The organism is Nostoc sp. (assembly GCF_036917155.1).
Taxonomy (GTDB): Bacteria; Cyanobacteriota; Cyanobacteriia; order Cyanobacteriales; family Nostocaceae; genus Nostoc.
The window spans coordinates 1-24386 of record NZ_JBALDZ010000139.1 but is presented as its reverse complement, the minus strand read 5'-3'; the positions used below and the strand labels follow the sequence as shown (position 1 = coordinate 24386).

General features: G+C 40.5%; 14 protein-coding genes and 3 pseudogenes. 11 read left to right on the top strand and 6 right to left on the bottom strand.

Annotated elements, in window-relative coordinates; translation table 11 throughout:
• Window positions 1-97 precede the first annotated feature (97 nt).
• Window positions 98-490, top strand: a pseudogene (locus tag V7K67_RS19150) (thioredoxin family protein); the annotation flags it as partial.
• A gap of 162 nt (window positions 491-652) precedes the next feature.
• Here V7K67_RS19150 and V7K67_RS19145 read toward each other — a convergent pair.
• A complete protein-coding gene (locus V7K67_RS19145; protein WP_334711235.1) occupies window positions 653-1165 on the bottom strand; it encodes a hypothetical protein in 513 nt (170 codons plus the stop codon).
• 1401 nt (window positions 1166-2566) lie between these two features.
• Between V7K67_RS19145 and V7K67_RS19140 the strand changes: the two genes are divergently transcribed.
• Entirely contained in the window at window positions 2567-4075 is a 1509-nt protein-coding gene (locus V7K67_RS19140; RefSeq protein ID WP_334698662.1) for a UbiD family decarboxylase, read from the top strand.
• Between the two features lie 275 nt (window positions 4076-4350).
• Window positions 4351-4677 carry a hypothetical protein gene (locus V7K67_RS19135; RefSeq protein WP_335167927.1) on the top strand — a complete coding sequence of 109 codons (327 nt, stop codon included), beginning with the start codon at window positions 4351-4353 and terminating at the stop codon, window positions 4675-4677.
• Window positions 4678-4812: 135 nt separating this feature from the next.
• On the opposite strand, the gene V7K67_RS19130 is transcribed toward V7K67_RS19135, so the two are convergent.
• From V7K67_RS19130 to V7K67_RS19120, 3 genes are all read right to left on the bottom strand, one after another.
• Window positions 4813-5892, bottom strand: a complete 1080-nt coding sequence (locus V7K67_RS19130; protein WP_334732948.1) for a hybrid sensor histidine kinase/response regulator — start codon at window positions 5890-5892, stop codon at window positions 4813-4815.
• Between the two features lie 12 nt (window positions 5893-5904).
• Window positions 5905-11649: a PAS domain S-box protein gene (locus V7K67_RS19125; RefSeq protein WP_335167925.1), complete on the bottom strand. Its 5745-nt coding sequence runs from the start codon at window positions 11647-11649 to the stop codon at window positions 5905-5907.
• A gap of 389 nt (window positions 11650-12038) precedes the next feature.
• Entirely contained in the window at window positions 12039-12209 is a 171-nt protein-coding gene (locus V7K67_RS19120; protein WP_334732951.1) for a hypothetical protein, read from the bottom strand.
• Between the two features lie 1440 nt (window positions 12210-13649).
• Between V7K67_RS19120 and V7K67_RS19115 the strand changes: the two genes are divergently transcribed.
• From V7K67_RS19115 to V7K67_RS19090, 6 genes are all read left to right on the top strand, one after another.
• Window positions 13650-17012 carry a PAS domain S-box protein gene (locus V7K67_RS19115; RefSeq protein WP_334732953.1) on the top strand — a complete coding sequence of 1121 codons (3363 nt, stop codon included), beginning with the start codon at window positions 13650-13652 and terminating at the stop codon, window positions 17010-17012.
• A gap of 133 nt (window positions 17013-17145) precedes the next feature.
• Window positions 17146-17883 (top strand): response regulator transcription factor, encoded by a 738-nt coding sequence (locus tag V7K67_RS19110; RefSeq protein WP_334732954.1) that lies wholly within the window; start codon window positions 17146-17148, stop codon window positions 17881-17883.
• Between the two features lie 172 nt (window positions 17884-18055).
• Window positions 18056-19147, top strand: coding sequence for a hybrid sensor histidine kinase/response regulator (locus V7K67_RS19105; RefSeq protein ID WP_334732955.1), 1092 nt, complete (start codon window positions 18056-18058; stop codon window positions 19145-19147).
• A 329-nt stretch (window positions 19148-19476) separates the two neighbouring features.
• Complete coding sequence (locus V7K67_RS19100) at window positions 19477-19998, top strand: DUF937 domain-containing protein (protein WP_334707585.1); 522 nt, start codon at window positions 19477-19479, stop codon at window positions 19996-19998.
• Window positions 19999-20113: 115 nt separating this feature from the next.
• Window positions 20114-20668 carry a pyridoxamine 5'-phosphate oxidase family protein gene (locus tag V7K67_RS19095; RefSeq protein WP_334707584.1) on the top strand — a complete coding sequence of 185 codons (555 nt, stop codon included), beginning with the start codon at window positions 20114-20116 and terminating at the stop codon, window positions 20666-20668.
• A 9-nt stretch (window positions 20669-20677) separates the two neighbouring features.
• A complete protein-coding gene (locus V7K67_RS19090; RefSeq protein ID WP_334732957.1) occupies window positions 20678-20887 on the top strand; it encodes a hypothetical protein in 210 nt (69 codons plus the stop codon).
• Window positions 20888-20908: 21 nt separating this feature from the next.
• Here the strand turns inward: V7K67_RS19090 and V7K67_RS19085 are convergent, their stop codons facing one another.
• Entirely contained in the window at window positions 20909-21550 is a 642-nt protein-coding gene (locus V7K67_RS19085; RefSeq protein ID WP_335167921.1) for a transaldolase family protein, read from the bottom strand.
• A 989-nt stretch (window positions 21551-22539) separates the two neighbouring features.
• Here V7K67_RS19085 and V7K67_RS19080 point away from each other — a divergent pair.
• Window positions 22540-22819, top strand: a pseudogene (locus V7K67_RS19080) (hypothetical protein).
• 116 nt (window positions 22820-22935) lie between these two features.
• On the opposite strand, the pseudogene V7K67_RS19075 reads toward V7K67_RS19080, so the two are convergent.
• Window positions 22936-23241: pseudogene (locus V7K67_RS19075) on the bottom strand (zinc ribbon domain-containing protein); the annotation flags it as partial.
• A 220-nt stretch (window positions 23242-23461) separates the two neighbouring features.
• On the opposite strand from V7K67_RS19075, the gene V7K67_RS19070 reads away from it, so the two are divergent.
• Complete coding sequence (locus V7K67_RS19070; RefSeq protein WP_334707260.1) at window positions 23462-24184, top strand: TerC family protein; 723 nt, start codon at window positions 23462-23464, stop codon at window positions 24182-24184.
• Window positions 24185-24386: the final 202 nt, after the last annotated feature.

The window sequence follows — 24386 nt, the reverse complement described above, 5'->3', positions numbered from 1 at the left end:
CTACTACTAATAGTACCTCGAAGGAAGTTCTGGCAACATTAAGAATGTACCAGAAGCCTACACCGACCTGTACTCAGGCGGTGTAGGTAGTTCACGAAAAGATTATTTTACAGGTGATTTAGCGATCGTTGCTATTAGTGCTAACGATGCAAAAAATTATCCAGATGATGCACCAGAGTCGTTACAAGCATTTTCCACAGAACTAGGATTTAATTTTACCTTATGCTACGACGAGAGCCAGGAAACCGCAAAAGCTTACACAGCAGCTTGCACACCAGATTTTTTTGTATTTGATGACCAACGCGAACTTGTTTATCGGGGACAACTAGATGATAGCCGCCCCAGTAATGGTAAACCCGTAACAGGGGAAGATTTACGCGCAGCTATTGAAGCAGTGCTAGCGGGTAAACCTGTTACAAGTGAGCAAAAGCCGAGTGTTGGTTGCAATATTAAATGGAAACCTGGAAACCAACCCAGTTATTTTGGTTAAAAGGGATTGGGCATGGGGCATTGGGCATTGGGCATTGAAAAGAGGCAGAGGGGCGGGGTGCGGGGGGCGGAGGGAAAAACTCTTCTCCCTTGCTCCCTGCTCCCCTACCTTCCCTGCTCGCATTGCTCCCCTGCCCCTCCACTACCTTGCTCCTTATACCTATCAATTTTTAATTTCCAAATTCAGTATGTAGCATCCTAATTGGACTTTTTCTGCCCACAATTCATATTCCAAACGCAAATGCTCCGGCAAGGGATGTCCGTTGAGAGTTAGGCTACTAGTAAAATTTCTTAAACGAATAGGATCGTTAGGTTGCAATGATTCAGTTGGCAACCAATAGCGACTAATGCCATAAACGCCCTGTTCCCAAAAATGACGGTAACTCACTTGACCGTTACCTTGCATAGTCATAATTACCCGATAAGGAGAAATCTCCAGCCACAAAATTCTGGGACTGTTAGGGGTATAAGCTTTGCTCTTATTTTGGGGGAGTGTGTCTTCTGGACTCAGGACACTCTCTACTTCGCAGCTAATTAGAGGTGGTGCGGTCAGCAGTAGATGGAATCTATCAGTATCTTTTTGATACAATGTCGCGGCAGTTTCGACAACAGACCAAATTGGTAGGTCAGTGGAAATAAGTGATAAGCACACGGGCTTGCGGTGATGGGTCAGCATGGGAGCGATAAGGGCTAAAAGCTATTGAACAAAATGAAATGAACACACTAGGCAGTTTAATAGGTCAGGGTAAGAAACTAAATAGTAAAGCAGGCTTAATATTAATGAATCCGCTGATTTGTTAATAAGCTACACAAAGCCGGCTAGAAACAGGTAGAATATCACCTTACACAGCAAAAACGGTATTTTTTCTAGAAAGAGCTAATTCGTAAGTAAAGCTTGTAAATATTCTAAAGCTATAGCCTCACAGTGGGAGTCATTTTAGATGCTAAGAAACCTTCTTGAGGAAGACTGTCCGTAGATTGGAGTAAGTTTCATACAGCCAAAAGCAATAGTATACTAGGGAGAAAGTCACCAGCAATGACAAACTAAGTCGTTGATGAACTTCCGGTGTATTCAAAAGCCAGTGTATCCTAATGTCGGCTTCTGTTATAACCGTAGAAACTCACGAAGACCTTTCTCATAAGTTAATTATTTAGCGGCCCTCTTTTGACTGTCTCTAAGGGGTAGTATCTAGGCGCTTGGTGATAAATCTATCTTTGACTGTGCTTTAATGCTGAGCGCTTTCGCTCAAGCTTAAACCAAATAACTCTGCCACAATACTACGATGATTTGTCACATCTCAACTGAGGTTATTAATCAATTAGAAGAGAATTAAAACAAGTCGCAAGTCGCAAGTCGCAAGTCGCAAGTAAGTTTTGTGACGGGGATTTAGACCCCGACCCAAAACTTACCGATTATTGAACCGGGGGACTTAAACCCACGGTACTTTGTTAATTGGTTAAAAATAAAATATAGAAAGTAATTATGTAAAGAAATGATAGTACTACAACTACTGTTGTTGCTAGAATGCAGTAGTTATTCTCATCCATCATCGAGATATGGCTTATACAGAAGTAAGGCTCTGGTTACTGGTGGCGATCGCACTCAAACACTGAAATAATGGTTATACCAAGTACAGCTTTGCGTAAAGTTGCAAAAATTTTTGACAATGATATTGACGATGCGTGGGTTGGACTACACTAAGGCAAACTCACAAAAATTTAGAAAAACCCAAAAGCAAGGCAGAATAACAAAATAAATCTAGCAGGGGCCATATAACAAGACCGCCTGCCAGAAAGGTATAGTATATTCCGGCCATGTTTGATCAGGTTAGCGCTTATTTGTAAAAAATAATTGCGTATCCCTAGATACAATAACTAAATACTTTGGTAAACACAGTTAAGAAAAGTTACTAAATAGGTTAATTTCCAATTAAAATCAACAATTTCCCGAATGAGGGAGATGAGGGAGAATTATTAAACAAGTTTCTTCCTTGTCTCTTCCCAATGCCCAATGCCCAATGCCCCATAATATAAGAAAGCGCTTCACACTTCTTAAATAATCAGCTTTATTAGAACAATGGCGAGAGACTTGCGGGGATTCATTAAAATTTTGGAAGAGAAGGGACAATTACGGCGGATTTCAGCTTTAGTTGACCCAGATTTAGAAATTGCTGAGATTTCTAACCGAATGCTGCAAAAAGGTGGCCCAGGGTTGTTGTTTGAAAACGTCAAAGGCGCTTCCTTTCCCGTGGCGGTGAATTTGATGGGAACGGTGGAAAGGATTTGCTGGGCGATGAATATGCAGCATCCAGAGGAGTTGGAAACTCTGGGTAAAAAATTGAGTATGCTGCAACAGCCAAAACCACCGAAGAAGATTTCCCAGGCGATAGATTTTGGAAAAGTGCTGTTTGACGTGGTGAAGGCGAAACCAGGACGTGATTTTTTCCCTGCTTGTCAGCAAGTTGTGCTTCAAGGTAATGATTTAGATTTAAACAAGTTACCTTTAATACGTCCTTATATTGGTGATGCTGGCAAGATTATCACGCTGGGACTAGTAATTACCAAAGATTGTGAGACGGGTACTCCAAATGTAGGCGTGTATCGCTTGCAACTACAATCTCAGAATACGATGACGGTTCACTGGTTATCGGTGCGAGGTGGAGCAAGGCATTTGCGAAAAGCGGCCGAACGTGGGAAAAAATTAGAAGTTGCGATCGCACTTGGGGTAGATCCTCTAATTATTATGGCAGCTGCTACACCCATCCCTGTAGATTTATCAGAATGGCTATTTGCTGGACTTTACGGTGGTTCTGGTGTGCAGTTGGCCAAGTGTAAAACTGTAGATTTAGAAGTTCCCGCAGATTCCGAATTTGTCTTAGAAGGAACGATTACACCAGGAGAAGTTTTACCAGATGGGCCCTTTGGCGACCACATGGGTTATTACGGCGGCGTGGAAGATTCACCATTAATCCGCTTTGAGTGTATGACGCACCGGAAAAATCCGATTTATTTAACAACATTTAGCGGCCGTCCACCGAAAGAAGAAGCGATGATGGCGATCGCACTCAATCGCATTTATACTCCCATACTGCGGCAACAAGTATCAGAAATTGTCGATTTCTTCTTACCAATGGAAGCTTTGAGTTACAAAGCGGCGATTATTTCCATTGATAAAGCATATCCAGGACAAGCACGACGGGCAGCTTTAGCGTTTTGGAGTGCTTTGCCACAATTTACATACACAAAATTTGTAATTGTTGTAGATAAAGATATAAATATTCGCGATCCGCGTCAAGTTGTGTGGGCAATTAGTTCCAAGGTTGACCCAGTGCGGGATGTCTTTATTTTGCCGAATACACCTTTTGATACGTTGGATTTTGCCAGTGAGAAGATTGGCTTAGGTGGACGTATGGGAATTGATGCAACTACAAAAATTCCGCCGGAAACAGACCATGAATGGGGTTCACCTTTGGAATCTGACCCAGATGTGGCGGCGATGGTAGAGAGACGATGGGCAGAGTATGGTTTAGCAGAGTTGCAGTTAGGAGAAGTAGACCCAAATTTATTTGGCTACGATATGAGATAACGTGTTAGCTCAACTTTCCTGGACAAGTTATACACATTCACAACTGAACCATTGATAGAACAATACGGTTCAGTTAAACATTTATTTTAACTTTTCACGGCATTTGGAAGGTCAGAAAGTATCACAGACAACAAAACTTTTCTCAATCACCGCACTCAAGAAAACTTTTCCAGTTACTCAACGCTGTTAGGATTGATTTAAAGACTTGTGGAATCTGCTCTTCCTAAACAGACTGGACTTGCATAAATTACTGTCAACAATTTTTGACTCACATCATGAACCGCTTTACCTCTATTTTGCTCGCCGGCTTGATAGCGTCTGCTTCAGCTTTGGCTATTTCTCCAAAAGCTGATGCTAAGACACCAGCGTCTTATCTTGCTGAGTTAGATAACTACAGCTATCAACGTAACGATGATGGTAACTACGAACGTCATAGTCGTCACCAAAGAAATGGTGATTATGACCGCCAGAACGACCTTCGCAACATTCGTAACGATAATAATCGCCGAGATAACCGCGATAATAATCGCCGAGATAACCGCGATAATAATCGCCGAGATAACCGCGACAATAACCGTCGCTATGAACGCGATCGCGACTGAGGTCGTGGTTAATCCCTGTACCTTATCTGTTTCGCCTTAGCTTTTCTATATGACCAGGGCTTAGGCAAAAAAACACTGAAACATGATATTTCGTAGAGGCAATGCATGAATTGCCCCTACATTTCTTTAGAGTAATTATTGATTTTTGAGTAATACAGTAAAAATACTACCATTTGGATGATTATCTTCGATGGTAATTGTACCGGAATGTGCCTCGATCGCGATTTTACAGAAAGCCAATCCTAAACCAATTTGTGAAACTTCTGGCATCAGAGTTCCAATTTCATACTTCTCAAAAATGATTTGTCGTAACTCTTGACTGACTCCCGATCCGGAATCAGCGACTTGCACTTTAGCGCCTCCTGCTGCCAAATACTCTGCCTGTAGGGTGACTTGAGATTTGGATGGGGAGAATTTAATGGCATTGGAAAGCAAATTATCCAGTACTCGACGAAAGATAACCGCATCTACTGCAACAATACCGCCAGGTTCGGGTAAGTAACTAATAAGGGTCAAGTTCTTTTGAGCAGCGATCGCCTCAATATCTGCTATCGCTGAGATACACAGGGTACAAAGGTCTATTTGTGTGTAGTTGAGAAGCATTTTTCCAGATTCCAGCTTTGCCATGATCAGCAAGCTATCAATTAATGATTGTAGTTGTTGTCCAGCAAGTAAAATTTGATCGATTTTTCCTTGCTGCTGTTTAGATGACAAACCTGGAAACCGCAGAATCTCTGCGCCTAAGACAATGCTGGTAAGTGGATTTCGCAGATCGTGTACAATCATATTTACCATGTCTTCTCGCAGTTTGAGCAATACCTGCATACTTTCGTATTGCTGCTTAATCCGCAACATAGAATGAACTCTAGCTCGTAATTCCACACCATTGACGGGTTTACTAATAAAGTCATCTGCACCTGTTGCCAGACATCGAGCCAAATCTTCTTTATCGGTTAATGCTGTCACCATGATAATCGGCACTGCTTGCCATTGTGGATCAGCTTTGATGCGCTGGCAGACTTCCATCCCATCGAGATCGGGCATCATCACATCTAATAAAATCAGATCGGGCTGAAAACTATCGAGGCGATTTAGAGCTTGTTGACCACTAGGAGCGTAGTATAGCTGGTAGTTTTCACCATCCAGCAAGGTTTCAACAACATCAAAGTTATCGGGTTCATCATCGATTACTAAAATAGAGGGTTGACTATCCATCGAGACTTTCCGCTACCTTCCTAAAAGTTGTTGAATTGTGGCTACAAGCTGTTTAAGTTTTACGGGTTTAGTCAAATATTCGTTTGCTCCGGCTGCTAAACAAGTTTCGCGATCGCCAGGCATCGCTAACGCTGTAAGTGCGATAATCGGAATATTCAAAAATTGCTGATCGTTACGGATGCAGCGCATTGCTTCTAACCCATCCATTCCCGGCATTTGAATATCCATCACAATTAAGTCGGGACGTTGAACTCTCACAAGATCAATAGCTTGTTGTCCATTGTTGGCAAGAATGAGACGATACCCTCGACTTTCAAGATAGCCAGACATAGTATCAATATTTGCTTGATTATCTTCTGTCAGCAAAATCAAATGAGTGTCTAGAACTGCTTCTGGCACTACAATTAGATTTGGCAAGTCAGAATGTTGCAGTTTCTCTATAGTTACCTGAAGTTGAGCGCGAGTAATAGGTTTGACCAAATATTCAAACGCTCCCTGAGCCAGTCCTTTGCTACGCTCATCCACAACTGAAATAATGATCGCTGGAATATCTTTGGTTTTTGGGTTGGTCTTGAGTTGATTTAGCACGTCCCAACCTGATAGATTAGGCAGTTGTAGATCCATAATGATCAGAGCAGGCTGAACGCGCAGTACTTCTTCTATAGCTCCTTCACCTTGGGGATAGATGATGGGCTGCATTCCCATTTCGCGGAAGTAGCGAGTAATTTGTTCAGCCGCCGCAACAGAATCTTCGATAATCAAAACTTGAGCATTCTCAGCAGGTAAGCGATAGCTAGGAAATAAAGGAGTTACCTGCGTTGTTAGACCATTATCGCTGGTACGGTAGGGAATGTGGACAGTAAAACAACTTCCCTTTCCAAGTTCGCTGCTAACTGAAACCGTTCCTCCATGTAAGGTAACAATCTGTTGTACCAGTGCTAAACCTAGACCAGTGCCACTGTACTGGCGGTTGAGGCTGCTGTCAAGCTGGATGAAGGGCTGAAACAGCTTGCCGATTTCTTCAGCAGCGATACCGATGCCGGTGTCAGTGATATGGAAGCAGAGGGATGAGGGGGATGAGGGGGATGAGGGGGATGAGGAAGTAAATTCTTTCTCATCTCCCCCTGCTCCCCTACCCCTCTTCCCCTCTGCCCCTCCCAACTGGACTTCTAGCGTTACAGAACCCCTTTCTGGCGTGAACTTGACAGCGTTACTCAGCAGGTTGATTAGTACCTGACGCAGGCGGCGATCGTCTACTCGGATGGTGTTAATATTCTCAGAAATATGAATATTAAGACGAATATGCTTTTTCAAAGCCATCTGCTTGATAAAGGCAAGGCTGGTATCACAAACGCTTCTGACAGAAACATCACTCAATTGCAGTTCTAGTTTGCCAGATTCGATTTTAGATAAGTCTAAAATGTCGTTGATTAGTTCTAGTAAATGTCTGCCACTGCGCTCAATAGTGGCGATCGCTTTTGCTTGTTTTTCATTGATGGAACCAAATACACTTTCTTGTAAGCCCTCTGACATCCCCAAAATAGCATTGAGGGGTGTTCGCAGTTCATGGCTCATGTTGGCGAGAAATTCGTCTTTGAGGCGAGTGGCGCGGGCAAGTTCCACGTTGGTGTTAGCAAGTTGCTCATTGGTCTGCCGCAGTTGTGCTTCGGCTTGTTTGCGTTCTGTGATATCTTCGTGAGATACCAGTATGCCAATCACCTCACCTGCACTATTGGTCAGAGGAACTTTATTTGTTCGCAGCCAGAGTTGTTCGCCATTAGACCCTTCAAATGGCTCCTCGTAGCCTAGTTTCGGTGTTCGGGTGTTCATCACCGTCGTATCATCTATGCAGTAGAGGTGTGCCCATTTTGACCAAGGCAATTCAAAGTCAGTCTTACCGATAATCTCATTGACTGTCAGTTGAGAATGGCTGATAAATGCTGGATTGCAGCCGATAAACCTCGATTGGCGGTCTTTCCAGAAAACACGTTGGGGAAATGTATCTAGTACCGTTTGCAGCATTTTACGTGATTCTTCCAATGCTTGCGCGATTTGTTTGTGATCGCGGATATCAAACAGGGTGGTACGGCTGTATACATAGTTTCCATCAACACCCTTGACGGCAGTGGCGCTAATCAGCACTGGCAAAACCTTGCCATCTTTACAAATCATGTCAAGCTCCAAATCTTTTACCCATCCCTGTTCTTTGAAATGAGGATAGTTTTGTGCGAAGGACAAGCGACTGGCTGGGGTGAGAAAATTCTCTAGGGGTTGGCCAATCACTTCCTCACGGGTATAACCCAACCATTGCAATTCAGTCTCGTTAACCTTGAGCAATCGGCCTTCGCTATCAAGGGAATGGTAGCCACAGGGAGCATTATTGTAAAGGTCTTCGACTTCATGAGCATATTTCGCCAGTCCCTCTTGTGCCTGTTTGCGTTTGCTGATATCTGTAACCCGTACTAGATTCATGGTACGTCCGGCGACAGTAATGGGTTTAGCTGCAATGTTTCCCCAGAAAATTTTCCCCTGAAGAGTAATATATTCAATCTCTCGGCTCCAGACACTTTTTGACTGCATATCTGTGACGATCGCATCCGTTTCGCTAGGAGTGAATGGCCGCAGTTGGAGTGTTTGCCCATTAATATTAATCAATTCAGTTTTATCAACCGCCTCAAACAGTTCCACCGCCCGCCGATTGCAATCTAGGGTGAGCAGGGTTTGCGGATCGACCAGAAAAATGGCATCGGCAGATTCGTTAAAAATTGCTTCTCGCAAATCCCGATTGTGGATGAGTTCTTGTTCAGCTTGTTTGCGATCGCTGATATCATAGTTAATCCCAATCATCCGTACAGTTTCACCCTGCTGGGTACGTTTGAGAATACCGTAACCTTTGAGGAAACGAATTTCTCCACTCGGCTGAACAATGCGGAACTCAACATTATATTCTTTTTTGCCTTGGACAACTTGCTCCATAGTTTCCAGCAGATAAGGGCGATCTTCCGGGTGCAGGCAATTGAACCAAGCGTCAAAAGAACCATTAAAATTAGTGTTGTTTACTCCATACAGTTCGTACATGCGATCGTCCCAAATCTGCTTGTCCTGAACGAAATCATATTCCCAAATACCGAATCCTCCAGAGCTAATCGCTAGGGTGAGCCGTTCGGAGAGGTGATGTAGTTTTTCTTCAGCAAGTTTACGGTCGCTGATATCTGTCAGTGTACCGATGTAGCCGATAATCGTGTCGTTGGTGTTGATTTCGGGTAGCACTTGCACATAGAACCAGTTGATGCTGCCATCTGGACGTAGATGCCTGCCTTCACTCTGATAAAATTCCCTCGGGTTAACATGTTCTTGCTCAAATTTTAGAGACCATTCCCTCCCCAAACGCTCGCCGTCTTCTGGGTGCAAAGCCTGTACCCAACCCATCCCCAATGCTTCCTGTGTTGGTCTACCAGTCATCTCACTCCAGCGATCGTTGGCGTAGATGCAGCTACCAAAGACATCCAGCCGGAAAATAGCTACAGGAGCCGCTTCTGCCAGATGTGCATAACGAAGTTCGCTGTCTTGAAGGGCTGTCTCTATTTGTTTTTGCTGGGTAATATCTTTGGCAATACCCAAGAAGCCAATATTGTTTCCTTCCAAATCCTGGAGGATTTTCACCGACAGAAATACAGGGAAGCGAGAACCGTCCTTACGAATATAAGTCCATTCGTTTTCATAGGTGCTTCCATCTTGAGTAACGATAGTAAAAAATTCCCTACCGGGTGCAATTTCCCTACCCAATTCCAACGAGAGTTCTGCTGCCCGTTGGTTGAGTTCTTCCAAGTCGTGAAATCTAGTTGGGTTTATTTGCTGAATGACCTCATCGGCTTTGTAGCCCAACATTTTCTGAGCAGCTGCGTTGAAGGTTTGGATGCCATTTGAGTTATTGTAAATAACGGCATAGTCAGTACCATCTAAAATAGCTTGTTGCAAATTAGTGATAGCTAATAATTCAGCTTCTACCTGTTTGCGTTTTGTAATGTCAATATGGCAACCAATCATGCGGAGAGGATTGCCGTCTTGATCCCATACAATGACATGACCGGAACAAATGACCCAAACGGTAGAGCCATCTTTGTGTCGATATCTCACCTCATTGTAAAAAGGAATTTGCCCACGACTTTGGACGTGTTGCTCGAAAAGTTTCAGAACACCCGGTAAATCCTCTGGAAAAATCAGACGTTGCCAGCTCTCTGGCGTATTTGGCAATTCACAATCTTCATAGCCAAACATTTGCTTGAAGGTTAAGCTCAAATACTCCTGATTGCTAGGAATATCCCAGTCCCAGTAACCTGCCAGGACTATTTCGAGAATCTGCTCTAGAAGATGTAATTCAATTTGCAATATCTGAGCGCGTCGCCGTTCTTCTTCTGAGAGTTTGCGTTCTGTGATGTCCATTAGCACACCTAACATCCGCAGCAGTTGTCCGGTTGTGTCGTAAACTCCCCGTCCTTTTCCTGATACCCAGTGAATGCTGCCATCTTGCCAGACAACTCGATATTCCACAGCGTAATCGGTTTGTGTGGCGATCGCCTGCCTCAAATCCTGCTCAACCCATTCCCAATCCTCTGGATGTAACTGATTGAGCCATTTTTCATAAGTCCAGTTTTCATCACTCAGATCGGAACTAAAACAGCGAATTGCATTTTCACTAGCAAATATTTGATTGGTGATTGGGTTCCACTCCCAATAGCCAATACCAGCAAAATTCAGGGTTAACTTGAGCTTTTCTTCACTGGCTTTTAGGGCTGCTTCTGTCTGCTGGCGTTCTGCCAGTTCTGCCTGTAATTGCTGATATGCAGTTCCTTGCTGAATGGCGATCGCTATTTGTACCGCCAGTTGATCCAACAAATCTAGTTCTACTGATTGCCAGTGGCGAGATGCAGTACATTGGTGAGCAATTAATAATCCCCATAATTGCTCTTTGACCAAAATGGGTACTACCAGATTGGCTTTGACTTCAAATTGTTCTAGAAGTTGCAAATGACAACTAGTTAAGCCAGCCTGATAAATATCGTCGATTGCTCGTTTTTTCCCTTGGCGATAGTCGCTTCCGGCTCCCTGTTGAAAGCATGTGTCCAGAATTTGCGTTCCCATAGCCACCGTCCAGCTAGGAAGCACTGACTCTGCGACAATTGTACCGCTCATATCTGGCTGAAATTGATAGACCACTACTCGGTCTGCTTGCAAAAACTGCCGTACCTCTGTTGCGATGGTACGCAGAATCTCTTCTAGTTTAAGAGACTGACGAATTCGTAAGGCGATCGCGGCAATCAGTTGTTGTTGTTCCCGACTTTGTTCTAATTGTCGAATTAGATGCATCCGTTCAACGGTATGGTGAATTGCGCCTTGAAGAACTTCAGCCGTGAGTTTATCTTTAGCTAAATAATCTTGAACGCCACTTTTCATCGCTTGGATAGCGATAATTTCATCCCCTTGTCCTGTCAGCATAATTACAGCAGTTTGGGTATGGCTATGGCATTCCCGAAATTGCTGAATAAACTTTAGTCCATCCCCATCAGGCAACGCAAAATCCAACACAATCACATCTGGTATCTCCTGCTGACAGCATTTCAGTGCTTGTGTTGCTGTCTCAAACTCCAAAATGCGATAGGTATACAGACTATCTTGCTGCAAGAACTGATAATATACTTCCCGATCTTGAGCGCAATCATCAATCAGCAGGATCGTGAGGCAACAAGGATGATTCATAAGTTAAAAATACAAACGCGATCGCGCTTCCAAAAAATTATATCTCGACAATCATCATGTTAATACCTTGATATGAAATGAGTAATTAATACTAAAGTTATCTCTCTCACCCCTTCAAGGGATGGAATTCCTGCCGATCTTGAGATACAGAATAGACAAAATGCCTGAGATATCTCTATATTGCCCTTTAGCATGATGCGATCGCCAAATCCCAGAAAAATTTTTGCCTCCGTGTCCAGCATAAATAAAATTCGTAATCATACCTAAGAATCCTCTGAAAGCTTTCAGTAAATTTGCTGCTAGTGAAATTCATTTTTCAATGGTCAGACTAGTACGAGAAGGCAAAAGTAAAAAGAAATAATGCTTATTTTGTAAGCTTTCTGGCTATTTTAAATGGGTGGTTTATCGGGAAAGGCAGAGGACAGGAGGCTCAGTTGGCAGAAGGGAATTCTGACTCGCGTCAAAACCTTTGTTTTAGCGCGATGTCTAGGTTGGGCTGCACCCAATACGGTTCGGTTAAGGCAAGAGACGCGATAAATCGCCGTCTCTACAATAGACATCTCCGAAAAACAATGTAGAGACGTAGCAGTGCTACGTCTCTACAAGGGTTATGGGTAAAGCATATTTAATTTCTGGAGATGTCTAATAATCAGGCTTGTCATCAAAAAACCTTATCCGAACCGTATTGGGGCTGCACCTACACAATGATTTTTATCATCAACCAGATTGCCATTAAAGTTTTAGATCGTCGATTTCATTGGCTTGTTCTCCAGCATCCTTCTATCAAATCTCCTCAGTTCTACGGATGATCTAGAGTAGTGCCTCAGTATTTCTTCTCAAAATTCAAAATATCCCTTCTAGTAAATACTCTCAATTTAATCAAAAAAAAATTCCTGTTTTTCCTCGATTACTTTTTTGTTTAAATCCTGAATAATAAACCTAGCGCAAACAAAAATAGCTCCTAAACATCTTGTTTCGTTGCTAGAAAAATTTTGCTTGTAGCTAGTACAAGAAGGCAAAAGTAAAAAGAAATAATGCTTATTTTTTAATAGTAAAAGGGAACAGGGAACGGGCAACAGGCAACAGGGAAATCCCCATAATTAAAATCAGGGGATTTGTACAAGGACACATTGAAACATCGTGGCTGACGCCATCTCGTTTCAAATATTTTTATCTCTTTTCATAAATAAATTTAGGGGCTTTAAACCCTGTATTCGGGGCTAATTTTTTTTCTGTTCCCTGTTAAGAGTTCCCTGTTCCCGCCCCGAAGGGGCTTGGTAAGCTTTCTGGCTATTTTAAATGGGCAGTTTATTTACGCCGTGTTGTACTAGTTAAATCTCTTGGAATTTCAAGCTTTATTCTCATTTTAAAGGAGCTTTAATCTCATGTCACTAGCAGGTATAGAGCGTCGATTACAGCAAAAATCAGTCTCAAAAAAAGCTGTAAGCCCAAGATGGAATCCTATTAACTCTTTCTTCCTAATAGTATCTTTAATTATTTTAGGAATCTCTAGCTTTCTGATCGCCTCTTACATACTGTCTTTAGTTAGCTCTATAGTTTCATCTTCTGTTACCAGTCCGACATCAATTCCCTGGATTGAGAATAAGTCTGACTGTCAAGATACAAATAGAACCTGGCGTGATAATAAGTGTTGGGATTATGAACATAGTTCGATGTTTTAAATATTAGTAATTTACTCAAACCATAGTTATTACTTAGTTCCAATTTCTGCAATTATAGCTAAACTGCATCTACCTGGAAAATCATAGTTTTTTCAAACTAAAAATACTCATGAATTAAGTCGAATAAAATAACCTTATTTTCAGAAAAACTATATATTATAAAATAGATAAGTTGAGTAAAATAATATAAAATTTACATAAAAAGTTAGAATAGAATTAATCCTAGAAAACACTGATGCTTTTTAAAAGCATATAAGTAAAAATGTTGCTTACATCTTTTATAAAAAAAGATAATTTATTTCAAGGCATCTATACATAATGTTCATTAACTCTCTCAGTTCTGATAACTTACAACAGACTATCATTCGTCACCCGCTCATTGTTAACTCTGAGATTCTGCTTCCCCATGTGATTGCACTGATTAATGAAGCACAAGGTAATTGTCATGGCTTGCCAAACAAAAGTAGCAATTCTTTGACAAACTCAAGTAGAGATATAGACAGCGCTGCATCTCAAGCTGCCAGTTGTGTTTTAGTTATGGAAAACTCGCAGTTGGTAGGGATACTTACCCAACGAGATTTAATTAAACTGACAGCACAAGGAAAGAATCTAGAGGGAATCAGCGTTGCCCAAGTGATGACAAGGGAGTTAATAACACTGAAGTTAAAAGATTTTAAAGATGTTTTTACCGCGTTACATTTGCTAAGGCAACATCGGATTTGCCATCTACCTATTGTTGGCGAACAAGGAGAATTAATTGGATTGGTTACTCCTACGAGTTTGTTGACAGTTTCTATTCTACAAGCAGAACTCTACAATTATACACGAGTTAAACTTTTAGAACGCCAGAGAATTGAGGCAGAACTGCGATTGGAGCGTAATTTTGTTTCTACCGTTTTAAATCTAGCAGATGCTTTAGTTATTGTACTAGATTCTCAGGGAAGAATTGTTCGCTTCAATCATACTTGCGAACAAGCTACAGGTTACACATTTGATGAAATTAAAGGAAGATTTGTTTGGGATGTGTTGCTGTTACCTGAAACAACAGCATGTATCAAAGATATTTTTCAAAATTTAGCAGAAAGAGAATTTCCTCAACGTTATGAAACTTCTTTAGTTACTAAAGATAGCGATCGCCGCTTAATTTCTTGGTCAAATAAAGTCTTACTTAATCGGGATAATCAAGTTGAGTATATCGTCTGTACAGGTATTGATATCACTGAAAGCCGAAAAGCACAAGAGGAACTCCAACAGACTCGTAACTTTTTACAGTCAATGATTAATAATTTGCCTGTGGCCGTCTTTGTTAAAGATGCCAAACCAGAAAATTTTGGTAAATTCAAGCTCTGGAATCATACCTGCGAAAATATTTTTGGTATTACCGCAGAGCAAGCTATTGGCAAAACAGATTACGAATTCTTCCCAAAAGAACAAGCAGACTTTTTCTACCAAAAAGACCTAGAAACTGTTGCTAGCGGTGTACCTCAAGATATTTCTGAAGAACCTATTGATAGTCACAGTTTTGGCAGAAGAATTTTACACACGACTAAAATTCCTTTGTATGACAAAGACCAACAGCCCGAATACCTGTTATGTATTTCCGAAGACATTACAGAATACAAACGAGCAGAAAAAAATCTGCATCAAGCAAAAGAGCAATTACAAACAGTTTTAGATGCAGTACCAGGGTTTGTTTCTTGGGTAAATGATGATGGGTATTATTTAGGAGTTAATCGCCATTTAGCTGAAAGTTTTAACCTGACTACCGATGCTTTTGTTGGTCAAGAATTGGGCTTCATGAAAAACAGCCCACAATTTACAGAATTTATGCGGGAATTTTTAGATAGGCAAGATGTAGCAGATTCTCAGGTTATTGATGTCCAAATAAATGACAAAACACGCAATTACTTACTCGTCGCTCAAAAATATCAACAAAACACAGCTGCGGTTGCAGTCGGAATTGATATTACAAAACGAAAACAAGCTGAAATAGCCTTACAAAGTTTGATAGAAAGTACAGCTTCTACAACTGGATGTGACTTTTTTCCAGCATTAGTTGAGCATATTTCTTCTACTTTAGATGTTCGTAACACTTTGGTAACTGAATTAATTGATGGGCAAGTTCACACTTTAGGATTGTGGTCTGATGGGCAGTTACAACTCAATATTTCCTACAATCCAAAATCAACTCCTTGTGAAATTTTACTCAAGCAAGGATTTTATTACTGTGGTTCAGGAATTCAGCAACTCTTTCCTAATGCTGAAATATTGACTGCAATGAAAGCCGAAAGTTTTATGGGAGTTATTTTAAGTGATGATTTTGGTCAACCGATTGGCTCATTATGCATCATAGATGAAAAATCTATACCTGACCAACAAAAATTTGAAGGAATTCTCAAAGTATTTGCAGCCAGAGCATCTGCTGAACTGCAAAGGCAACGAGCGCAAGAAGCTCTACAAAAACTTAATCAAGATTTAGAAGTCAGGGTTAAGCAACGCACTTTAGACTTACAAAAAAGTGAGGCAGAACTTAGTGCTATTTTTAATCAAGCAGCGGTAGGAATTAAACTAGAAACTTTAGATGGTCGTTTTCTGAAAGTTAATCAAAAGTTGTGTGAAATTATTGGCTATAACCAAGCAGAAATTCTGAATAAAAACTTTAGAGATATAACACATCCAGAAGATATACAAGCCCATCTAAATAAGTTGCAACAATTAATAGCAGGAAAGGTAGAAACATTTTCCCTAGAGAAGCGCTATTTACATAAAAATGGTGATGCAATTTGGATAAATCTAACAGTTTCTCTAATTCGAGATCCCATTAGTAAACCTATTTATGTGATTGGGGTAGTTAAAGATATACGCGAACGCAAACAAGCTGAAGAAAATATTTGTAAGGCTTTAGAAAAAGAAAAAGAACTCAGTGAGTTAAAATCTCGTTTCATTTCTATGACTTCCCATGAGTTCCGAACCCCTTTAACTGTAATTACTTCATCTGCCGGCATCTTAAAAAGTTTTAGCCATAAACTAGATGAACAACAAAAGCAGAAACATCTCCAGTGCATTCAGACTTATGTTCAACACACTACTCAACTTTTAGATGATATTTTGCTAATTAATAAAGCTGAAGCTGGAAAATTAGCATTTGAACCAACTTGTATTAATTTAGTTGATTTCTGTCGCTCTTTAGTAGAAGAAATTCAACTCAGTTCTCCCAGGCATACTCTAGCTTTCTGTCCTCAGCACTTGGGTAATTCATCAACAGATGATTACTTTATGGCTTGTATAGACAAGAAACTTTTGCGACAAATACTGAGCAATTTGCTTTCAAATGCTGTCAAATACTCACCAGACAGCAGTAATGTTCAAATTGATCTATTAGTTCAAGATCAAAGCGCAGTTTTTCTAATTAAAGATGAAGGTATTGGTATTTTAGCAGAGGAACAGCAGAACTTATTTGAACCATTCTACCGAGCTAGTAATGTTGGTAATACGCCAGGAACGGGATTAGGCTTGGCAATAGTCAACAATTGTATAGACCTTCATAGAGGAAGAATTAGCTTTGCTAGTCAAGTCGGAGTCGGTACGACATTTAGGGTAGAACTGCCACTAACCATAACCAATGTCATCCAGGAAAAACATCTCGATATGTTATTAGTAAATAATTTTAGGGAACAATAAACTAAGGCATATTATTTTGCATCTCATATAGTTTACTAAATCGTTAAGATGGAGAATCTGTTTTAGTAGCTACATTTACTGTGTCTATAGATATAACAGAATTACTTAGTCAAAATCACTATTTAAATAAACAATGAACGAGAAAATATTAGTAATTGAAGATGAAATTCAAATTTCTGCAAATGTCCAACAGATTTTAAGTTTGTCAGATTTTAATGCTATTACTGCAAATAATGGTTTAGAAGGATTACGACTTGCTAAAACAGAAAAACCAGACCTGATATGTTGTGATATTATGATGCCTGAACTTGATGGTTATGGTGTACTGACAGCCTTACGCCAAGATCCATTAACTGAATCTATCCCAGTAATTTTTCTAACTGCAAAAGCAGATCGTGATGGCTTACGTCAAGGTATGGAGTTAGGAGCCGATGATTACCTGACAAAACCTTTCTCTCCAGAAGAACTTTTGAAAGCAATTAAGGTTAGATTGGCTCGGATAGAAAAACCAACTTTAATCAAACAAAAATATGAACAAGTACATCAACAAAATGCCAATCTGAAGCAGCAGATAGAAGTAAATTCACAAAAGTTACAAGAAAGTAAACACTTAGCAGAAATATGCAATGAGGTTTTACAAAAACTTTTGCAAGACTTAGGTAATCCGCTTTCAAATATTAATATGGCAATCTATATGCTGAAAAAAGCTCAATCAGATGTTGAGCGCGATCGCTACTTGAATATCCTACAACAAGAGTATGCTAGAGAAATGCTGCTTTTGAATGAAATGAAGAATTTACAAACATTACTAACCCCAGAAAATGCAAAAATTATGCAAAAATTCCATTTGCTGAACCATAGTAAGCAGTAAATTATTATACAATGAATACATGATAATATTTCAATATTTTTACTTAGACGATATATCTGATTATCCTGTATTATTGAGAGTTAATTTTTCTTGTTTAGGAAGATAAGCTTTATATGGATTTCAGTTCATTCTAGACCAATCAAACTAATATTTTTATTTTTACTAATCGTAGATGAATACAATTTTAATCATAGAAGATGAACCCCAAGTCAGAGTAAACATTCAGGAAATTTTACAACTTTCTGATTTTGAAACTTTGATAGCCGCAAACGGTAAGATTGGCTTAGAAATTGCTCAAGCAAAATTACCAGATTTAATTATTTGTGACATCATGATGCCTGAGTTAGACGGGTATAGTGTGCTTTCTGCTCTGCGTCAGAATGAAGCAACTACCAATATTCCTTTAATATTTGTTACTGCTAAAGCAGAGCGTTTAGATTTTCGCCAAGGGATGAATTTTGGAGCGGATGATTATTTAACTAAACCATTTACTCCTGAAGAACTACTCAGCGCGATCGCTTCTCGTCTTGATAAGCACGCTTTGATTGAACGCCAAGCTCAAGCCAAACTAGACGAACTCAGAATGAATATTGCTCATTCATTACCTCATGAACTAAATACTCCTTTAAATGGTATTCTTGGTATGTCACAGTTGTTAATGGAAAATTGTGGCATCATGCCTGGCTCTGAAGAAGTCGAAATTGCAGAATTAATTTACACCTCTGCCAATCGCTTGAATGAATTAGTTAAAAGATTTTTACTATATAGTAATCTGGAATTAATCGCTAAAAATCCTGAAAAAATACGTCAAATCCAAGAACAAAGAGATAAATGTCTTGCTGAGAAAATTATTAGTGAAGTCGCTCTCAAAAAAGCTACAGACAACTGTAGGCAAAAAGATTTAACTCTAGATATCCAAGAATCTACAGTACAACTGCCAGAAGAAAATTTAAGTATTCTTATTGAAGAATTACTTGAGAATTCTTTTAAATTTTCTTTCCCAAGTAGCGAAGTTCGAGTTAAGAGTACAGTGGAAGATAATAAATTTAATTTATATGTCATTGATAATGGTAAAGGGATGACAATTGAAGAAATTGATAAAATTGGAGCCTTTGTGCAATTTAATCGAAAGTCGTGGGAACAACAAGGCTCTGGCTTAGGGCTGGCTATTGTTCAGCATATTGTGAAATTATATGGTGGGGAATTTATAATTGATAGTATTCCTGAAAAAGGAACTATTGTAAGTATTTGTTTGCCTTGCTAGGATATGCTGGCAAATATATAGCAATCCGATTTAATTTTTAAACTTATTTGCGTTCACGATAGGGATATTAACGCAAGTAAGAATATTTTGGCTGCGGGACTCGCAGTTTCAGTCTGTGGAGCGAAGGTAAGACCTGATAGCCTTAAGGGTAAAACCCCTGGGGGAAAGAAACAGAAACCTAATCCGTGAGGCTTAGGAATCCCCGGCATTTATGCCGGGGAGGATGTCAAGTGTTCTAATCTTTTAGTAGACTGACGAAAGTCAGTGTACATAAAAAATTCCAAACCATTTTTGACAAGATTTTTGAGAACAAAGAGAGAAACAAACTTATGGGACTTTTCGATCAAATTCTTGGTGCTGTCACTAATCCTAATCAACAGGGCAGCTTAGGTCAACTGGGAAGTATTATCAATACTGTACAACAGTTGAGCCAAAGTACAGGTGCAGATCCTTCTACCATCCAATCAGTTTTGTCAATTGTCGGTGGTCAAGTGCGTTCTACTCTACAAGACAAGCAAGCCACAGATGGTAATGAAGCCACACAAAATCTAGTGAGTCAATATGCCGGGACTTCTCCCAACCCTGAAGCCGTCGATTCGCTATTTTCTCCTGAAATCCAACAGCAGGTAGCTGAAGTTGCTGCCCAGCGCACTGGGTTAGATGCTGGTATAGTTCAACAATTGCTGCCTTTAGCCGTACCTCTGGTACTAAATTTCTTGCAATCAGGTGCCAATACCCAGAATCCCCAATCTGGCGGAAATCCTGTACTGAATTCCTTCTTGGATGCTGATGGCGATGGTGATGTTGATATCGCTGATGCCATTCAAATGGCTAGTCGATACATCAAATAGTAGCACTTTTCCCCATTCCCCACTCCCCACACATAGACAATTAGTCCTTGCTAGATTCTTAGCTAAGACATAGGCTGGGAACATAAGAAATTTGCAAATATAAATCAGACAGTCTATGTCTAAATTGTTTGACTGTATTACTGACGAACAGCAAGACTTTATTGCTGCCCAACACATTTTCTTTGTTGGCTCTGCACCTTTGAGTCCTACGGGTCATGTTAACCTTTCTCCTAAAGGTCTGAACTGCTTTCGCATCCTCTCTTCCAACCGAGTAGGTTACATAGACCTTACAGGCAGTGGTAACGAAACATCAGCCCATTTGCAAGAAAATGGGCGGATAACATTTATGTTTTGTGCCTTTGAAGAACCTGCGTGTATCCTGCGTCTTTATGGTCAAGGAACCACGATTTTACCAAGCTCTCCAGACTGGGACTCGCTGTATTCTCTGTTTTTGCCGATACCTGGAACTCGTCAAATTATCGTCGCTGACATTGAAAAAATCCAGACCTCTTGTGGTTTTGGCGTACCACTCTATGAATATAAAGGTCAGCGCCAGACTTTAGTAAACTGGGCTAGTAAAAAAGGCGAAGAGGGAGTTCGAGAATATCAACAGCAGAAAAATCTTGTCAGCATTGATGGTTTAGCGACACCACTGAGTAGATTACCCTAACTTTGCCTGATGGATTATTTTATTCGTCCACTCACACAAGAAGATGAGCCTTTTCTCTGGCAAATGCTTTACGAAGCAGCCCATCTGGTAGAAGAAGGTAATTTGACAGTGCAAGATGCAAAAAATAATCCTGATTTGGCAAAATATGTGGAAAATTGGGGATGTAAGGATGATAGTGGCTTCGTCGCTATTTTGGAAAGTAGTAATCTGACAATTTGATGTGAAACTCAAACCAAATAATTACGAATTAGTTAAGCCAATGCCTCCTTTAGCGAATTCTTCAACGGTTTTTTGTGAGAATTCATGAGTTGCGATCGCTTGCAACATTGCCAATGGTAAAGTCAAATGATCCGCCCCGGCTTGCAACGATGCGGCTGCTTCTTCAGGAGATTTGATACTAGCTGCCAAGATTTCCGTATCACTACCTTTGAGGACGCTAGCCATATCCCGCACCAAAGCAATACCGTCACCTAGCAATCGGGTAGCGCGATTTACATAAGCTATGGCAATTTTAGCACCTGCTTCCCGCGCTACTGCTGCTTGTGCTGCACTATAAATCGCTGTCACTGAACAGTTAATTTCTGGTGATAGACTCGCCACCACTTCAAACCCTAATGGTGTTGCGGGAATCTTCAAAATTGTTTGTGAACCAATAATCTCGAAAGCTTTTCTACCTTCAGCTAGCATCCCAGCTTTATCAGATGCCACAAGTTGATAGTATAATGGGCCATTTGTCAAGGTAATCAATTTTTTGAGCGTGGTTTCTGGTGGGGTATCGCTTTGAGATAACAGCGTGGGATTTGTTGTAATGCCTTTCACCCATCCCCAAAGTTTAACAACTTCAGCTTCCGATGTGATCGCTGAGTCTAGATAAATTGCCATAATTCGTCCCCTTAATGCTCTTACAAGAAACTTGACGGGAGTGTGAAAGCCCCTGAGGAACAGCCACGTAGTGGCGTATTCCGTGCTTAAAGCCCAGGATGAAACACGACACGGCGGACTTTAGTCCGCTTTCAACATATCTTTCAACTCAGGCAAAGTGTCTAAAAGTTCTTCCACTACCTGAGTAATAGTTTTATCTTTTGTTGCAGCGTACAACCGTAGCTTGTTCATTCTCCGTTCCGTAATTCTTATATGCAATTCTTTTTTCATTATGAGACACAACAGCGACACAATTAGGCTAGCATATTCGCTAATACCAATTTTGATTCCTGAAATTGTTTGCGTGGTGAGCGTTCGCGTTCGCGTCTCTGAAAGAGAAGCCTCTCGTAGAGAAGCGCAGCGCAAGCGCGATAGGGAGGGAACAGGGAATAGGGAAGAAAGAATGAAAGTGTACAGAGTTTTTTTCAAAAACCAAATATGAGTCCTATAACAATTCTTGGTGACAGAAACTTTTAGGGTTATTTGATTGAAGCAAAAATTGTAATCGCCAAAATATCTTTAGATTCTAAATCGTCTTGAAGAAGAATTCAGCTATTCTGAATTCAGGAGTCAGAATCAATCAGTGGGGGATTCAGACCCGCCACTGATTGAAGACCACTAAATCGAAGATTTAGTGGGGGTCTTAAACCCGATTATTCATCAGCCAATCATACAGAATTCATTCTGAATTCTGACTGCTGACTCCTGAATTCTGTTCGATAAATTATGACGATATTTTTGTTCTCATATTTTAATTCTAGATGCCAAATAACGACAGCAGAAAAATAATTGTAGCTACAAATAAATACTTTTGACTTTTAATTTATTTTTGATTAAGGTATTTACAAGTATAAAATTATACTTTAATATATAAATAAGAAAGGCGATCGCCCTCTGCCAAGAATCTGCGATCGCCTTTCTGTAAACCCCCATTCTGGGAGACAATTACAATGATGGCACAAGTACAAAAGTTTGTAAAAAATCACAAGTTCGCCCAATCAGAATTACAACAGTACTTAGATGGCAAAAACTTAAATACACCCATCCTTAATCAATCTTCTGAAAATCAATTACCGAAAAGAGAACCGATTAAACATCTATTAATAGGTTCTCCAAAAGCAGTTACTAGTGATTGGCTACGCCAGCATCGGCGATTGGAGTCCGCTACTACCAACCGCCAACCCAGGTGAGGTAATGAGTATTTTAATCCGTCAGATTTTAATGCAATAGAACATATCAAGATGGTGCGTTGCGCCCTTGCGACAACGCACCCTACTTGAACTTCATCTGTCGTAGGGGTTTAGCAATATGGTGACATACTCCTACACTTCTGCTTCGCAGTAAGTTTAGGCTTCCAAGACAATCCGGCTATTGCTTAGGAGGCTCTTGGCTTTAAGAACGGAATGCCCTACCGCTCTATTTTTTATGTTAAATGCTGCATTATGATCACGATCAAGACTGCATTTACAATTAGGGCAGTTGTGCCATCTTTCATGTAGTTTTTTCGGAACTCTCACCCCACAACTAGAACAATCTTGTGATGTACCCGATGGATTCACTGCAATTACCAACAACCCGGCATTTTCGGCTTTGGTGGTTAGAATTAACAGGAAGCTTGACCATCCGTCATGCACAGATTTGGCGAGCCTTGACAGCCGCCGATTACGATCGCATCAAGCTAAATATCAAAAAAATAGTGTATTAAATAATACTAAATATATTTCAATGACACTGCGATCGCACCCATTGAACCCTCTTCAAAATACACCACAACCACGTTAAGCTGAATTAGAGTAGCAATTTATTGCGCTTTTTAACATGAAAATCTCTGTTCTTGTCAAATTTTAATTTTTTCTGCTTGAGAAACCCGGAATGCTAGACCAAATTTTTGATTACCTCAACTTTCATTTCAGCGTTGAAGCCCCGATAGTTCTGCTGATCCTGATATTTTTAGAGGCGGTGTTATCTGCCGATAATGCGATCGCCCTGGCTGCGATCGCTCAAGGGCTGGAAGACAAAGAACTTGAGCGTAAGGCCCTCAACTTTGGTTTAGTCGTTGCATATATTTTACGAATCACCCTAATTCTGACCGCCACTTGGGTACAACAATTCTGGCAATTTGAATTATTGGGCGCTGCTTACCTACTGTGGTTGGTATTCCAACACTTTAGCTCTCAACAAAGTGAAGACGATAGCCATCACGAGCCGCGTTTTAATTCGTTGTTGCAAGCTATACCCGTGATTGCATTTACAGATTTGGCATTTTCTTTGGATAGCGTGACAACTGCGATCGCAGTTTCTCAAGAAAGGTGGCTAGTGCTGACTGGTGCAACAATTGGTATTATTACGCTGCGATTCATGGCGGGATTATTTATCCGCTGGTTAGACGAATTTGAAAACCTAGAAGATGCAGGTTATGTAACTGTAGCTTTGGTGGGCTTGCGCTTGTTGTTGAAAGTGGTGAACGACGATTTAGTTCCACCAGAATGGATCATGATTCCTGCCATCTTCCTAATTTTAGGCTGGGGATTTTCCAAGCGTGTTGCTGCTGAATTACCACAAGTAGAACCAGAAAAGAGTGAAGTCTCGAAGTAAGTGAGGAGTGAGGAGTGAGGAGTGAGGAGTGAGGAGTGAGGAGTGAGGAGTGAGGAGTGAGGAGTGAGGAGTGAGGAGTGAGGAGTTATGAATTTTTAACTCCTAACTTTTAACTCCTAACTTTTAACTCCTAACTTTTAACTCCTAACTTTTAACTCCTAACTTTTAACTCCTAACTTTTAACTCCTAACTTTTAACTCCT